Raw genomic sequence first — 14,846 nt, 5'->3', positions numbered from 1 at the left:
TTTCCGACCGGCCCAAGCCTGAGAACAGGACTTATATGTACGTATACGACGAATACGATCAGCGGATCATCGAGGACCGCGTCAAGCAGTTCCGTGATCAGACCCGACGCTATCTGGCAGGCGAGCTGAGCGAAGAAGAATTCCGCCCCCTGCGCCTGCAAAATGGCCTTTATATCCAGCGTTTCGCGCCGATGTTGCGAGTCGCCGTGCCTTACGGCCAACTGACTTCGCGCCAGACGCGAATGATGGCCAAAATTGCCCGCGACTACGACAAGGGCTACGCCCACATCAGTACCCGGCAGAACGTGCAGTTCAACTGGCCGGCCGTGGAAGACATTCCGGACATTCTTGCCGAACTGGCCACCGTGCAGATGCACGCGATCCAGACCAGCGGCAACTGCCTGCGCAACGTCACCACTGACCAGTTTGCCGGTGTCGCCGCCGACGAACTGATCGACCCGCGCCCATGGTGCGAGATTGTCCGCCAGTGGACCACGTTCCACCCGGAATTCGCCTACCTGCCGCGCAAATTCAAGATCGCCGTCAACGGTTCGACTTCCGACCGCGCCGCCATCGAAGTCCATGACATTGGCCTTGAGCCGGTGCACAACGCCGCTGGCGAACTGGGCTTCCGTGTGTTGGTCGGCGGCGGCCTGGGCCGTACGCCGGTGGTCGGGGCATTCATCAATGAATTCCTGCCGTGGCAAGACCTGTTGAGCTACCTCGACGCCATCCTGCGGGTCTACAACCGCTATGGCCGTCGCGACAACAAGTACAAGGCGCGGATCAAGATCCTGGTAAAAGCGCTGACGCCTGAAGTCTTCGCACAGAAAGTCGATGCGGAAATGGAGCACCTGCGCGGTGGCCAGACCACATTGACCGAAGCCGAAGTGCAGCGCGTCGCCAAGCACTTCGTCGACCCGGACTACAAGGCCCTGGAAAACCAGGCAGCCGCACTGGCCGAGCTCGACCAGCAGCACCCGGGCTTCGCCCGTTGGCGCGTGCGCAACACCCTGGCCCACAAGAAGCCGGGCTATGTGGCCGTGACCTTGTCCCTGAAACCGACCGGCGTTGCACCGGGCGACATCACCGACAAACAGCTCGACGCCGTGGCCGATCTGGCCGACCGCTACAGCTTCGGTCAACTGCGTACCTCCCACGAGCAGAACATCATCCTGGCCGACGTCGAGCAGGACAAGCTGTTCGCCATGTGGGGCGAATTGCGCGAGCAAGGCTTCGCCACGCCGAACATCGGCCTGCTGACCGACATCATCTGCTGCCCGGGCGGCGATTTCTGCTCCCTGGCCAACGCCAAGTCGATCCCGATCGCCGAATCGATCCAACGCCGTTTCGACGACCTGGACTACCTGTTCGACATCGGCGAACTGGACCTGAACATCTCCGGTTGCATGAACGCCTGTGGTCACCACCACGTCGGCCACATCGGTATCCTCGGGGTGGACAAGAAAGGCGAAGAGTTCTATCAGGTTTCCCTCGGCGGCAGCGCCAGCCGTGACGCCAGCCTGGGCAAGATCCTCGGCCCGTCCTTTGCCCAGGAAGCCATGCCTGACGTGATCGAAAAGCTGATCGACGTGTACATCGAACAACGTACCGAAGACGAACGCTTCATCGACACCTATCAGCGTATTGGTATCGACCTCTTCAAGGAGCGCGTCTATGCAGCGAATAATTAAAAACAACGAAGTCGTCGACGAAACCTGGCACCTGCTGCCCAAGGATTTCAACATCGACGAGATCAGCAACTGCGACGACCTCATCGTGCCGTTGCAGCTGTGGCGCGAACACAGCCGTATGCTCCTGGCCCGCGACGGCGGCCTGGGCATCTGGCTGGACGCCGATGAAGAAGCCGAGGAAATCGGCGAAGACGTGGCTCAGTTCCAGGTCATTGCCCTGAACTTCCCGGCATTCACCGACGGCCGCAACTACTCCAACGCCCGCTTGCTGCGTGACCGTTACGGTTTCAAGGGCGAATTGCGGGCCATTGGCGACGTGCTGCGTGACCAGTTGTTCTACATGCATCGCTGTGGTTTCGACGCGTTCGCCATTCGCGCCGACAAAGACCCGCACGAAGCCCTTGAAGGCCTCAAGGACTTCTCGGTGACCTACCAGGCCGCTACTGACGAACCGCTGCCGCTGTTCCGTCGTCGCTGACCGTCACGCCTTGAACCCCGGCGCGGGGTTCAAGGCGTTTTCACCCTCCCCGCTAAAACAACGGATAGTCGGCCAGCGGCATCGGCCGCCCCAAGGCGACCCAATCGCGGTACAGCCGGACTCGATCCTCCAGCACCACGAACAACCGAAACGGATTCTCGGCATCCGCCATCCGCGTTTCGACACACTGACGCAACCAGCCCCACAACTCTTCTGACGCATCTGCTTCCTGCAGCAAGCGCCACACACGCGCCTGCAGCGACCGATAGCCGACCTGGAAATCCGCCGTCAGGCTCAATCCATCCATGACCCGCAGCAACGTACTGCCCGATGGCAGGACGGCCAATCGTTGCCAGATCTGTTGTCGCGCCAGGCGCACGCTTTCATCGCCCTCCTCCAGCCAGGGCGTCGCACTGCCATAATCGGCACCCGGCTCACTCAGCCACAGATTGATACCGGTGCGTTCGCGATGATCCACCAGACGCAACAAGGTCTCTTCATCCGTCAGCGGATTACCCCACAGTTTCACCCGGTCCCGGGAGACCGCCTGAATCAGTATCGCGAAGGGAACCCGGCTGATCCGGTTGCCTCGCAAGTCGAGCGCGGTGAGGTACGGCTGATCGGCGATGCCAATCGGGCAACGGCTGATCCCGGTGTTTCTCAGATTCAACACACGCAACTCATTCATCCCCAGTACCACGGGCGGGACAGTCAACGGGTTGTCACTCAGGTCCAGCGTTTGCAAGCTCACCAGATCACGAAACTGCGAAGCCGTGTTCTCCCGGAGCTGAAGAAAGGTGGACCTCAGGTTGAGCGTTGTGAGTCGAGTCATTTGCCGAACCGGTGCAGGCAATACCCCCTCCAGCACGTCGTCTGCATTGAGTCGACGCAGATCCACGCGTTCCAGGTTCAGGGAGTGCAGATTGGGGAAACTTTCGAGAAAAGCGTTCAGGCTCTCGCGCTCGACAAGATGCAGGCCCTGCATCGATAGCTCGACGACTTCATTGAAGCGAACGTTCATTGTCGGCAAGCGATGGAAGTCCTCGTACCCCAGGTCCAGTCTGTAACCGCTGCACACCTCGCCGGACATGACTCGATTGATCTGGGGCGGGCATTTTTGCCAGATGCTCATCAGCTCGTCGCCCAATTCATTTCGCGCTTCACGCTCGCAATCGATCACGGTTTGCAGCAGTTCGACATTGTACGCCGCCACCTGCTGAGGACTCATGCCTGCGGCGGCATCATCGCCCACCGCCAGAAAATCCACATCCATGTCATCGGCATCCAGCGAGGCCTGGTCGGCCCAGTGGCACAGATCGGCATGCAACTGCTGCGCCTCGAGCGTCAGGCGATCCACCAGCGCTTGCGCCCGGGCACCCGCCGTCAGGAGCAACTCGTCCACCTGGGCATCGGTGAATTCCGGATACAGATCCTTGACCTGCAAGCGCATGATTTCGTGAGCCAGCACAGCGCCCTGTGGCGTGTTCGGAAAGCCGCCGCCGCGCAACCCCCTGGCTTCGAAGGGCAACCGCGAATCCATTCGATTCAAGCCGAGTATCAGCTCGGAGCGAGACAAGGCGCGCCCGCCAATGCGCAGGCGCAACTGGCTGGCCGCGTCTGGCGAGTTAAGCGACATCGCCGCGCGTTCCTCCCCAGACAACAGATCGACCAGCGCGGCAAACAGATCCGAACCTTCGCCGTCGGTAGCCGCCACTGTGGCATACCGATAGCGATCACCGACCTTGATCAAGCGCCGGCAATCCGCGGAATCGAACGGGCCGCAACGGTCCAGGACCCGGCCACTGATTGACCCGTCGAGCACCTCAATGCGTAGGTCTTTCGGCCAACCGGGCAGGCGTTCCAGGGAGTGCAACGCCAGGACATCGGAATCGGGATGACTGACCGAACGCAAGTGCAGGCCCTCATAGGCCCGGTTGAGTCGTACATGCTGCTGATACTCGCGTGCCTTGCTGTCCAGACGCTTGAACAGTTGCAGCGCCTCGTCAGCATCGACAGGCCGATTGATGTCGACCCCGGAACGGTCGAGGATCTGCTCCACGGCATTTTTCGGCAAACCCTGGTATTCGCGCTGAAACAGGCGAATCCAGTCCTGGTCCGAGTGCTGAAGCGCCTGATAGCGGGCGTTGAACAATCCGGCCCGTGCTTGCGGATCGGTGACGGTTTCCAGTTCCTGATCGAGCTTGAAGCGAGTGATGGTGTCGGCAAGCAAAGGTGTCGGGGCGCGGCCGGCCTGCATAAGGCGCAACATGTCGTCGTCGACCGTGCTGATCCGGGCGATCTGCGCCAATACCTCATCGCTGAAGACAGCAAGCGGTGCGCAAACGCGTCGCATCAGCTCCACACGTGTCGACACCGGCGCCGATACCGATCCGGGTATGGGTTCGACCGGCGTTTCGGGATGCGGCTCGCTCCCCGGCTCCCCCGAATCGTGCAGCGTTCCGGCGATTTTTTCTTCACCCTTGAGTGCCGCCACCGCCCCGGCCAGCGGGAGCGCATTGAGCAAGCCGAACACCGTGCGCGTCACGCCCTCGGAGCGCTGCTCCGGCGCTTTGCCGTTGATGGCCTGATCGAGGCCGTAACCGGCGTCGATCAGGCCGGCCAGCACCAGCACGCCCTCACCTCCCGGAATGAACAATGCCAAAGGCCCCAGCCGGTTGATCCACTGCACGAGCGGCTGCACCACCGCGCTCAGGTTGTCGCGATTGACCTGGGCATCGTCACGGATGGTTTTGACGCTGGCCATGGAGGCCTGCTTCATGGTCAGTACCAGTTGCGCGAACGGATCGGTGTCGGTCGACACACGCTCAAGGTCGATATAGTCCTGCGAGTCCCAGAAACCGTCGTTATTGAAGAACCCTGCGTTCTTTTTCAGCCAGTGCTCCTTCGGGTAAACCGCCATGCCCTGCAACGCCGTCAACACGCCCGCATGGAAGGTGCCGTCTTCACGATCGTCCTCGGCAAAATGCGCGACCAGCGCTTGCCGTGTGGCGGCACCCCTGGCTTGGGCCACGATCCATTGGCGCAGGTGCGGCAAATCGGCGAATTCATGCAAGGGTGAGGAGTTGCCGGGAATATTCAGCAAGACCCGGCCACTGTGACGGTGGCGGTAACACCAGATATCGTCCGATGTGTAGCGATAGATCGTCAGCCGACCGACCTCGATCGGCGCACTGACACGAGTGGGCGCCTGCACCTGATCGATGGTCAACGCACCCCAGACCTGCTCCGCTGGCAAACCGGCGGCCTGCATGGCCAGGGCCAGGCCCTCCTGACTCAAGCTGCCCTCCTGATGTTGCAGGCAGGCGCTCATGATAAAGGCGGCCTTGGCCGAGGTTCTCAGATCGTAAGGCTGCGCCTGGACGATTCGCTTATCGGACGGCCAGGCGCGATCAAGGTAAGCCTGATAGTGGGTCTGCAGATCCAGATCCCATACCCACTGTTTGAACGCCGCCGGCCTCAGGGCAATTTGCGTTGCCGGCCCATACACCTGAGGCGTGGTCTGGCGATAGATGCCTTCGTAGGTATGGTGGTTGCCGTTGCCGTGGTCGGCGAATTCATCGACATGCTCCACGATACGTATGGACGGGCCGACATCGGGCGGTGTGAACAAGCCCAATAGGCTTTCGGCAAAACGCCCGTCACCGACGCTCTGGTAGTTTGCCAGCAACGCCTGCACCAGGGTTTGCGTGTTTGCCACCTGGCCTTGCTCGATACCGTCCTGCGGCGGGTGCCCGCGGTAGCGGTAATCCAGGGTGACCAACAGGGCGTTTTGCGGGTCGATGTCTTGCCCCCACTTTTCCTTGATCAACTGTGCAGCGAACTGCGCGGGAGACTGCGGCAAAGCCGCGCTCACCACAGACTCCAGTGTTACGCGCAGCGGCATATGTTCGGCATGAAGCGGTGTCCGATGGTCATTCATGTGCGTTCCATGGCAACTGTTTTTTGGAACACCAACATAACCAGCCACTGCCTTGCCGAAAGCAGGAACGGTCGCCTGCTGCCTACAGAGATTTCGCCGGGCCGTGGAGGACATCGGGCAAGCATTCGCAGGCAAAAAGAAAACCGGGGCATATGCCCCGGCTGGATGTTTTGTTGTATCTCCTGGCCCGTTACCAGAAGCGTTGCTGGGTCAAACGGCTCCACCAGCTCAGCAGCACGCGATCGACCGAGCCGCTGGCGGCCATGCCGATGCGTTCCGGCAGGCTTTTGCGTTCGGCGTAATGCAAGTGATAGAGCTCGGACTTGCTGGCGCGCTCGGCGAGGTATTCATCGCTGGTCTTGAGTTCGTCGACCAGGTGTTTGTCCAGCGCCGCGACGCCGAGCCAGATTTCGCCGGTGGCCACTTCATCGATCGCCAGTTGCGGGCGATAGCGCGAGACGAAGTTCTTGAACAGTTGATGGGTGATGTCCAGGTCTTGCTGGAACTTCTCCCGGCCCTTCTCGGTGTTTTCGCCAAACACGGTCAGGGTGCGTTTGTATTCACCGGCGGTCAGCACTTCGAAGTCAATGTCGTGCTTTTTCAGCAAGCGGTTGACGTTGGGCAACTGCGCCACCACGCCAATCGAGCCAAGGATCGCGAACGGTGCGCTGATGATCTTCTGCCCGATGCACGCCATCATGTAGCCACCGCTGGCCGCGACCTTGTCGATGCACACGGTCAAGGGCACGCCGGCCTCACGGATACGCGCCAGTTGCGAGGAGGCCAGGCCGTAGCTGTGAACCATGCCGCCGCCGCTTTCCAGGCGCAGCACCACTTCGTCCTTCGGTGTGGCCAGGGTCAGCAAGGCGGTGATTTCGTGGCGCAGGCTTTCGGTGGCCGATGCCTTGATATCGCCGTTGAAATCCAGCACGAACACCCGGGGCTTGGCCTCGGGCTTTTTCTTCTGTTTCTTGTCGGTTTTAGCCTGGGTCTTGCGCAGGGCCTTGAGCTGGTCCTTGTCGAGCAAGGTCTGCTCCAGGCGTTCGCGCAGCCCTTTGTAGAAATCATTGAGCTTGCTGACCTGCAACTGGCCCGACGACTTGCGCCGCCCCTTGCTGCGCAAGGCCGCAAAACTGGCCAGGACCACCAGAATGGCGATCACCAGGGTCACGGTCTTGGCCAGAAAAATGGCGTACTCGGAAAAAAACTCCACAGGGACTCCTCAAACGATGCGCGGCTTGAACGCGCGCGGGATACCTCCAGCATACCCATGCGCCGACCTTGCGACCAGCCGTGAAAGCGCTGGCAACAGGCCTGCAACGGGCATTTCAAACAAGCGTATGTTTTTTCATTGACAGCACACCGCCATCCTCATAACCTCGCCAAACCTTCAACGTACCGGGAAGACGCGGACGTGGGCAGCATCTATTTGATTCGACATGGCCAGGCCTCCTTTGGTGCAGACGACTACGACGTCCTGTCGCCGACCGGTATTCTTCAGGCTGAAATCCTTGGCCGCCACCTGGCCGAACTCGGGATCAGCTTCGACCGCTGCCTGGCGGGCGACCTGCGCCGCCAGCAGCACACGGCCAACAGCGCGCTGGAGCAATTCGCCGCGGCGGGCCTGCCGGTGCCGCTGCTGGAAACCGACGCCGCCTTCAACGAGTTCGACGCCGATGCGGTAATCCGCGCGCTGTTGCCGGCCATGCTGCCGGACGAACCCGAAGCCCTGGACATCCTGCGCAACGCCGCGCAAAACCGTGGTGAGTTCCAGCGTATCTTCGCCCTGATCATCGAGCGCTGGCTGGCCGGCACCTACGACACACCGGGCCTGGAAAGCTGGCTGGGGTTTGTCGAGCGGGTGCAGGCCGGCTTGCATCGCATCCTCGACCAGGCCGACAACACCCAGAAAATCGCCGTGTTCACCTCCGGCGGCACCATCACCGCCCTGCTCCACCTGATTACGCAAATGCCTGCCCGGCAGGCCTTTGAATTGAACTGGCAAATCGTCAACACCTCGCTCAACCAGCTTAAGTTTCGTGGTCGCGAGGTGTCCCTGGCTTCCTTCAACAGTCATGCGCACCTGCAACTGTTGAAGGCCCCGGAACTCATCACGTTTCGCTGAGTCCGGACTATTGTGACCCTGGCTGTAATCACCCAGCTCTTATTACCCAAGAAAGGATCGAACCATGACCTCCGTAGCTGATGCCGTACAAGCAATGAAAGCCAAGTTCAACCCAGCCGCTGCTGCCGGTCTGGACCTGGTCTTCGGTTTCCGCATCGACGACACCAAGAACTTCTCGCTGATCGTCAAGAACAGCACCTGCGAACTGCAGGAAGGCGAGAACCCGGACGCCCAGGTGACCCTGGTGATGGACGGCGAAACCCTGGAAGGCATCGTCGACGGTTCGACTGACGGCATGCAAGCGTTCATGGGCGGCAAACTGCGCGCTGAAGGCGACATGATGCTGGCGATGAAACTGTCCGAGCTGTTCCCGTCGTAAGCACTGGGCTTCCGAACTTCGGGAGCGTGCCTGCTACAAACGAATCCCGCCCTTAGTGGCGGGATTCGTCGTTTTTGCTGGTCCTGTGGCGAGGGGGCTTGCCCCCGTTCGGCTGCGAAGCAGTCGTCCCACCATTGATTTCGACTTATCGGAAGGACGCCAAGGGCCGCTTCGCGCCCCAACGGGGGCAAGCCCCCTCGCCACAGGGTATGAGTGGTGCCAGTGAGGTATCCGCTCTTACAATGCCTGAACCTCTCACACCGGCCACCCCATGGACATCGACCTCGCCCGCACCTTCCTCGAAATCGTCCGCCATGGCAGCCTGGCTGCCGCCGCGGAAAAACTCCATGTCACCCAGACCGCGATCACCGCACGGGTGCAAAAACTCGAGAGCCAGCTGGGCAGCACCCTGTTCGTGCGCAATCGTGCCGGTGCCCGCCTGACGCCCAACGGCGAAGCGTTCGTGGTGTACGCCAATCAGCTGGTGCAAACCTGGGAAGCCGCGCGGCGTGATTTGCCGTTGCCCGAGGGTTTACACGATGTGCTGCACATCGGTGGCGAGGTGAGCCTGTGCAACCCGCTGATGCTCGGCTGGGCCGGTGAAATCCGCAAGAATATCCCCAGCCACGCCCTGCGCATGGAAATCCGCGATGGCGAAAACCTGCTGCGCCAACTGGAGTTGGGCGTTCTGGATGCCGCGCTGGTGTATCAGCCCGAGTATTGGCCGCGTCTGCAAGTCGAGCAGGTTCTCGAAGAAAAACTGATTCTCGTGCGCCAGGCCGAAAAGCCCGACCCTTATGTGTACATCGATTGGGGCAGCGAATTCCGACGCCAGCACGACGCCGCGCTGCCGGAAAAAGCCAAGGCCGCGCTGAGTTTCAATCTCGGTCCGCTGGGCTTGCAGTACCTTCTTGAAAACGGCGGCAGTGGCTACTTCCGCACCCGCGTCGTACAGAGTTATCTGCAAAGCGGCGCCCTGGAACGGGTGCCCAAGGCGCCGGAATTCAACTACCCGACCTATCTGGTCTACTCGCGCGATCGTGACTCGCCGACGCTGCAACGCGCCTTCGATCTGCTGCGCAAGGTCATCGATTCCGACGAAGACTGGTCGCAGCGCTGGGATCCGCTGACCTGAGACCGGTTTGCACCGGATCATGGCCGTTGTGTCCTCAAGGTTCGGTCCGTCAAGTCACCGGGATCGGCTAATCTGAAAGAGATAACAAAAACGACAGGTGATTGCAGTGAGGCAGACCACCGAAGGATTCCGCAGCCGTTACCGCGCCGACATTCATCCGCTCTACAACCCCTGGCTGCACGGCGCGTTTGTCCTGGTGTTCGGGGCACTGGCGATCAGCGTCTTCTGGAGCAACGTACATCAGGTGCGGCCAGCGGAATGGCTGGCGGTGCCCGTCACGCTGCTGTTGTTCAACCTCGGTGTGTACATGGTGCATCGCCACCTGGGGCATCATAAAAAGACCTTCGCCCGGCTGTTTTATGCCCGTCACGCAGTCGACCACCACAGCTTTTTCACCCCCGGCCACATGACCTACGACAACGCCCGCGACTGGCGGGTGATTCTGTTTCCGGCGTGGCTGATCGTGCTGCACACCCTCGCCGTCGCCCTGCCCCTCTGGTGGCTGCTCAAGCATATCAATACCAACGTCGCCGGATTGGTCGGCGGCCTTCTTGTCCTCGGTTACCTGACTTACGAAGTGTTTCATGCCTGCGAGCATCTGCCGCCGCACAACCCGCTCACACGGCTGCCGTGGATCCGCCAGATGCGCCGGCTGCACGAACTGCACCACCGCCGCGAACTGATGCAGGAGCGTAATTTCAACATCGTTTTCCCGCTGATGGACTACCTGTTCGGCACCCTCTATTGGGAGCCGGAACCTGCGCCGCTCAACCCGACGAGAACGCCCATGACCCGCATGCAGCATCAGATTGTCATTGCCGGAAACCCGGTCCAGGTACTTGCCTACGCCAGCACCGTGACCCTTTGGCCGCAATGGCATCCGTCGTCGCTGCGCATCGATGGGCCAAAAGGGCCGTTGCATGCCGGCGCACGTTTCAAGGAGGACATCCGTGCCGGCGGGCGCGACGGGCACTTGCGCTGGGAGGTCGCGGAGTACCTGCCCGGAAGGCGCTGGAGCGCCGAGGCCCGGGGTGATCACGGCCTGTCGCTGGTGGTGACCTATGAATGCGATGCCACAGGCGAGGACACACGCTTCGTCCGCACCCTGGAATATCAATTCAGCGGCCTGGCAATGCGCATTGCCAACCGTTTGTTGCTCAAGCGGCGCATCGATCGGGAATCGGCGGTATCGATGCTGGCGTTGCGCGACATGGCGCAGAAGTCTCTGGCGGCGACAGGAGTCGGCGCGTGAGCAGAACCTCCAAATGTCTGTTGCTGGCCATCGTCGCCGTCGGCGCCTTCCTGCTGCTGATGCCGACCAAGGTGCGACCGGTGGCCTGGACGCCACAACCTGCGCCGTCCCTCACCAGCGGAATCTACGCCGACAATCAGCGGCTCAAGGAGGTGGAACGCGTCGGTGCCGCCAACATCGACGGGCCGGAAGCCTTGTTGCTGGAAAACGACACGCTCATCACCGGCCTGCACGACGGTCGCCTGATCCGCACGAGCCTGGATGGCAAGACCACCAAAGTCCTGACCGATACCGGTGGCCGGCCACTGGGCCTGGCCCGGCATCCCAATGGTCTGCTGGTGATCGCCGATGCCGTCAAAGGCTTGTTGTCCCTCGATGCCCAGGGGCGTCTGGTGGCCTTGACCACAGAGGTCGATGGCGTTCCCTTCGGTTTTACCGACGATGTGGCCATCGATAAACCGGGTCACTACGCCTATTTCAGCGATGCTTCGAGCCGCTTCGGCTATGGCCACGACGGTGAGGCCGTGATCGAACACGGCGGCGACGGTCGACTGCTGCGCTACGACTTCCAGACCGGCAAGACATCGGTTGTGCTGGATAAGCTGGAGTTTGCCAACGGTGTGACTCTGGGACCGGACGATGCCTATGTGCTGGTCAATGAAACCGGTGCCTACCGCATCAGCCGCTACTGGCTCAGCGGTCCGAAGGCCGGCACCCATGACCTGTTCATCGACAACCTGCCGGGGCTGCCGGACAATCTGTCGTTCAATGGTCACGACCGCTTCTGGGTGGCACTCTATGCCCCGCGGAACGCCTTGCTTGATGGCACGGCGGCGCATCCATTCGTGCGCAAGATGATCGTGCGGGCCATGACCGTCTTGCCCAAGCCAGTGGAAAAACGCGGATTTGCCCTGGGCCTGGACCTTGAGGGCAAAGTAATTGCAAACCTGCAGGACGGCAGCAGCGACAATTACTCACCGATCACTACGGTGCGCGAGTATGGGGACTGGTTGTATTTCGGTTCGCTGAAAGCGCAGAACATGGTGCGATTGCCGTTAAGCAAGGCATTGCAATGAGCGGTCCCCCTTCCTGAGTTCACCGCTGTTGTTCACCGGGATATTTTGGCTGGGTCATGAGGCACCTCGTTGAGAGCCGTAACATCGGTCTCTGAGCATTCGAGGTGCCGGTTCTGGTTGCCGTTCCAACTTTCCCGCCACCGGTCGTCAGTGGCAGCACGCTGGTTCAGGACGACACGCCAAGTTGCTTGACGATCTTGTCCTTGACCAGCAGACGAGCCTCCTTGAGTTTCCTTACGGTGTCATCGTTGGACTTGGCCTCCTCTGCTTTCACCACTTCGGCATCCGCCTGGGAATACTTGTTAAGCAGTGAATCCAGTAACGGATCCTTGGTGCGTTTCTGCTGGACTTCTTCCTTTGAGCGTTTCAGATCCTGATAAAGGTCATGTGGCACCGGCATGGAACACCTCCGTTTGTTGATCGGCAGCGAAACGCGATCAATTGCGTTCACCAACTATCAGAATGGCCTCGGTTTACCCGTTCTGTCGACCACCTGTCAGACCAGCGGTGTCCGTTCGTCGTCCGGTCCCACAGGCGCTAAAACCTTTGCCTGCGCCAGCGGATTCAGCCGTTGAGCACCATGCGCACCATCTGCCTGAGTGATTCGGGATTGTAGGGTTTGCTCAACAGGTGGGTGTCGGAGCTGAGTTGGTGATTGCGCGAGATGATGTCGCGGGTATGCCCCGAGGTGAACAGCACAGCCACCGGCGGTTCCTGCACTTTCGCCCAGGCCGCCAGGTCGGAACTCTTGATCAGACCGGGCATGACCACGTCGGTGAATATCAGGTCCACCGCCAGCCCTTCCAGCAACATTTGCATGGCGACGTCACCGTTGGTGGCCGTGAGGACCTGATAGCCCTCTTCACGCAACAACTCCACCGCCGCCACCCGCACGGCCTCATTGTCCTCCACCACCAGGATGCGTTCGTGCCCGCCCCGTTGCGGCACATCGGGGCCCGGCGTTTCGCTGGGTGCCGCGCGTAAGGTGCGCGGGAAGTACAACTGCACCCGGGTCCCTCGCCCCACGTCACTGGCAATTTCGATATGACCGCCACTTTGCTTGACGAAGCCAAACACCATGCTCAGGCCCAAGCCGGTGCCGTGCCCGTCGGCCTTGGTGGTGAAAAACGGCTCGAACGCCTGGGCCAGCACCTGCGGCGGCATGCCGACGCCGGTATCCGTCACGGACACCCGCACATAGTCCCCCGGAGCAATGCCCTTTGCGGCGCAAAATTTGCGATCAAGGACGATGTTTTCCGCGCACAGGTCAATCCTGCCCTCGCCTTGAAGGGCGTCACGGGCGTTGATCGCCAGATTGAGAATGGCGTTTTCCAGTTGGTTGCGATCGACAAACACATTCCACGAGTCTTCGGGTGCCGTCATGTGAACCTGAAGGGTTTCACCCAGGGCACGCAGCAACAACTCCGCCAGACCATCGAAAATCTGCCGCAACGTGAAGACCGCGGGCGACAACGGTTGGCGACGGGCGAATGCAAGCAATTGCGAGGACAGCTTGGCACCGCGCTCGACGGCGGCGATAGACGCCGAGACCCGGCGCTGCACATTGGCGTTACCCGGCTCATGGCGCGCCAGCAGGTGCAGATTGCCGGCGATCACTTGCAACAGGTTGTTGAAGTCATGGGCCACACCGCCGGTGAGGCCGCCGATGGCTTCCAGCTTCTGTGACTGGCGCAGTTGCTCTTCCGCCGCCAGCCGCGCCTCGACTTCATCGGCCACCCGTTGTTCCAGGTTGCGGGTGAACTTAAGCAGGGACTCTTCGGCGTTCTTGCGTTCGTGAATATCGATCAGCACGCCGGGGAAGCGAAACGCCTCGCCCTGCTCATTGAACTCGCAACAACCACTGGCGAGTACCCAAAGGTAGCTGCCATCCAGGCGCTGGATCCGGTATTCGACGTTGTAGGGCTCACCCGTCTCCACCGACAGTCTGACTCGCTCCTGAACCCAACTGCGGTCATCCGGATGGATCCGGCTTTCAGCGATTTCCTGGGACAGGTTTTGCAGGTCTTGCCCGGGTGGATAAGAGAGCGTGCGAGCGAAGCGCTCGTCACCCGACAGCACGTTGGTCTTGATGTCCCAGACAAAGGAACCGAGCAAGGCGCCGGCGTTCAGCGCCAGGCGTACCCGTTCGTTGTCGGCGCGGTAGGCGTCTTCAGCCACTTGTCGGCGTTGCTCGGAGATCACCCGCTCCGTGGTTTCCACCACCATGGACATGACCCCGGCCGGGCGCCCGTCATCGTCGGCCACCGGGCTGTAGTAGAGGTCCATCCAGACATCTTCCGGAACCCCGTCACGCAGCAGTACCAGTTCTTTGTTGCGATAGGACAAGGTACCGCCCGCCAGGCAGGTGTCGACCACGTGGCGATTGAACTCGGCAACTTCCGGCCAACCCAGTTCCACGGCAGAACCGAGCAGATACGGATGACGTCCACCGGCAAACTTGGAATAAGCGTCGTTATAGATCATGTACCCGGACTGGCCCCAGAGCATCACCATCGGCAGCGGGGACGCGAGCATCAACTGCACCGCGCTGCTCAGGCTCCTGGACCATGAGTCGAGCGGGCCAAGTTCGGTCAGGCTCCAGTCGAACGCACGAATGCGCCCGGCCATTTCGCCGTTCCACCCGGAGCACCCGTGGCTATCCTCTAGAAACTGCATCGGCTGGCTCTATCCCGGTAAGTTGCACCCGTTTATTTCGAGCATCCTGCACGCTATTCGTTTCATAGAGGTATAGCTGATTCTGGTGGGC

At 60.9% G+C, this 14,846-nt stretch carries 11 protein-coding genes; 7 read left to right on the top strand and 4 right to left on the bottom strand.

Translation table 11 applies throughout. From position 1 onward, the window contains the following. Positions 1–35 precede the first annotated feature (35 nt). Together KGB07_RS02395 and KGB07_RS02390 are read left to right on the top strand one after the other, a co-directional pair. The gene (locus KGB07_RS02395; RefSeq protein WP_150723619.1) at positions 36–1,694 is read left to right on the top strand and encodes a nitrite/sulfite reductase; all 1,659 of its coding nucleotides are present in this window, start codon (positions 36–38) and stop codon (positions 1,692–1,694) included. Next, positions 1,678–2,172, top strand: a complete 495-nt coding sequence (locus KGB07_RS02390) for a DUF934 domain-containing protein (RefSeq protein ID WP_223464402.1) — start codon at positions 1,678–1,680, stop codon at positions 2,170–2,172. Before KGB07_RS02395 ends, KGB07_RS02390 begins: the two co-directional genes overlap by 17 nt. 52 nt (positions 2,173–2,224) lie before the next feature. On the opposite strand, the gene KGB07_RS02385 is transcribed toward KGB07_RS02390, so the two are convergent. Together KGB07_RS02385 and sohB are read right to left on the bottom strand one after the other, a co-directional pair. Then, positions 2,225–6,112: a dermonecrotic toxin domain-containing protein gene (locus tag KGB07_RS02385; RefSeq protein WP_223464400.1), complete on the bottom strand. Its 3,888-nt coding sequence runs from the start codon at positions 6,110–6,112 to the stop codon at positions 2,225–2,227. 190 nt (positions 6,113–6,302) lie between these two features. Continuing rightward, a complete protein-coding gene (gene sohB, locus KGB07_RS02380; RefSeq protein WP_046038501.1) occupies positions 6,303–7,325 on the bottom strand; it encodes a protease SohB in 1,023 nt (340 codons plus the stop codon). 201 nt (positions 7,326–7,526) lie between these two features. Between sohB and KGB07_RS02375 the strand changes: the two genes are divergently transcribed. The 5 genes from KGB07_RS02375 to KGB07_RS02355 all read left to right on the top strand — a co-directional run bounded on the left by KGB07_RS02375 (position 7,527) and on the right by KGB07_RS02355 (position 12,079). Further along, positions 7,527–8,237, top strand: a complete 711-nt coding sequence (locus tag KGB07_RS02375) for a histidine phosphatase family protein (RefSeq protein WP_046038503.1) — start codon at positions 7,527–7,529, stop codon at positions 8,235–8,237. Between the two features lie 64 nt (positions 8,238–8,301). Further along, the gene (locus KGB07_RS02370) at positions 8,302–8,616 is read left to right on the top strand and encodes an SCP2 sterol-binding domain-containing protein (RefSeq protein WP_007976511.1); all 315 of its coding nucleotides are present in this window, start codon (positions 8,302–8,304) and stop codon (positions 8,614–8,616) included. Positions 8,617–8,887: 271 nt separating this feature from the next. Then, the gene (locus tag KGB07_RS02365; protein ID WP_046038506.1) at positions 8,888–9,751 is read left to right on the top strand and encodes a LysR family transcriptional regulator; all 864 of its coding nucleotides are present in this window, start codon (positions 8,888–8,890) and stop codon (positions 9,749–9,751) included. Between the two features lie 106 nt (positions 9,752–9,857). Next, complete coding sequence (locus KGB07_RS02360) at positions 9,858–11,003, top strand: sterol desaturase/SRPBCC family protein (RefSeq protein WP_223464398.1); 1,146 nt, start codon at positions 9,858–9,860, stop codon at positions 11,001–11,003. Further along, positions 11,000–12,079: an SMP-30/gluconolactonase/LRE family protein gene (locus tag KGB07_RS02355; protein ID WP_223464397.1), complete on the top strand. Its 1,080-nt coding sequence runs from the start codon at positions 11,000–11,002 to the stop codon at positions 12,077–12,079. The genes KGB07_RS02360 and KGB07_RS02355 overlap by 4 nt, the downstream gene beginning before the upstream one ends. Before the next feature lie 166 nt (positions 12,080–12,245). On the opposite strand, the gene KGB07_RS02350 is transcribed toward KGB07_RS02355, so the two are convergent. After that, on the bottom strand, positions 12,246–12,479 hold the full coding sequence (locus KGB07_RS02350) for a hypothetical protein (protein ID WP_223464396.1): 234 nt from the start codon (positions 12,477–12,479) through the stop codon (positions 12,246–12,248). Between the two features lie 164 nt (positions 12,480–12,643). After that, positions 12,644–14,755, bottom strand: a complete 2,112-nt coding sequence (locus KGB07_RS02345) for a PAS domain-containing sensor histidine kinase (RefSeq protein WP_223464395.1) — start codon at positions 14,753–14,755, stop codon at positions 12,644–12,646. Between the last annotated feature and the right edge of the window lie 91 nt (positions 14,756–14,846).

The sequence above is a fragment of the Pseudomonas sp. GL-RE-26 genome, from assembly GCF_019956275.1.
GTDB lineage: Bacteria > Pseudomonadota > Gammaproteobacteria > Pseudomonadales > Pseudomonadaceae > Aquipseudomonas > Aquipseudomonas grandcourensis.
The sequence above is the reverse complement of the archived record's forward strand: the minus strand, read 5'-3'. Positions and strand labels throughout refer to the sequence as shown.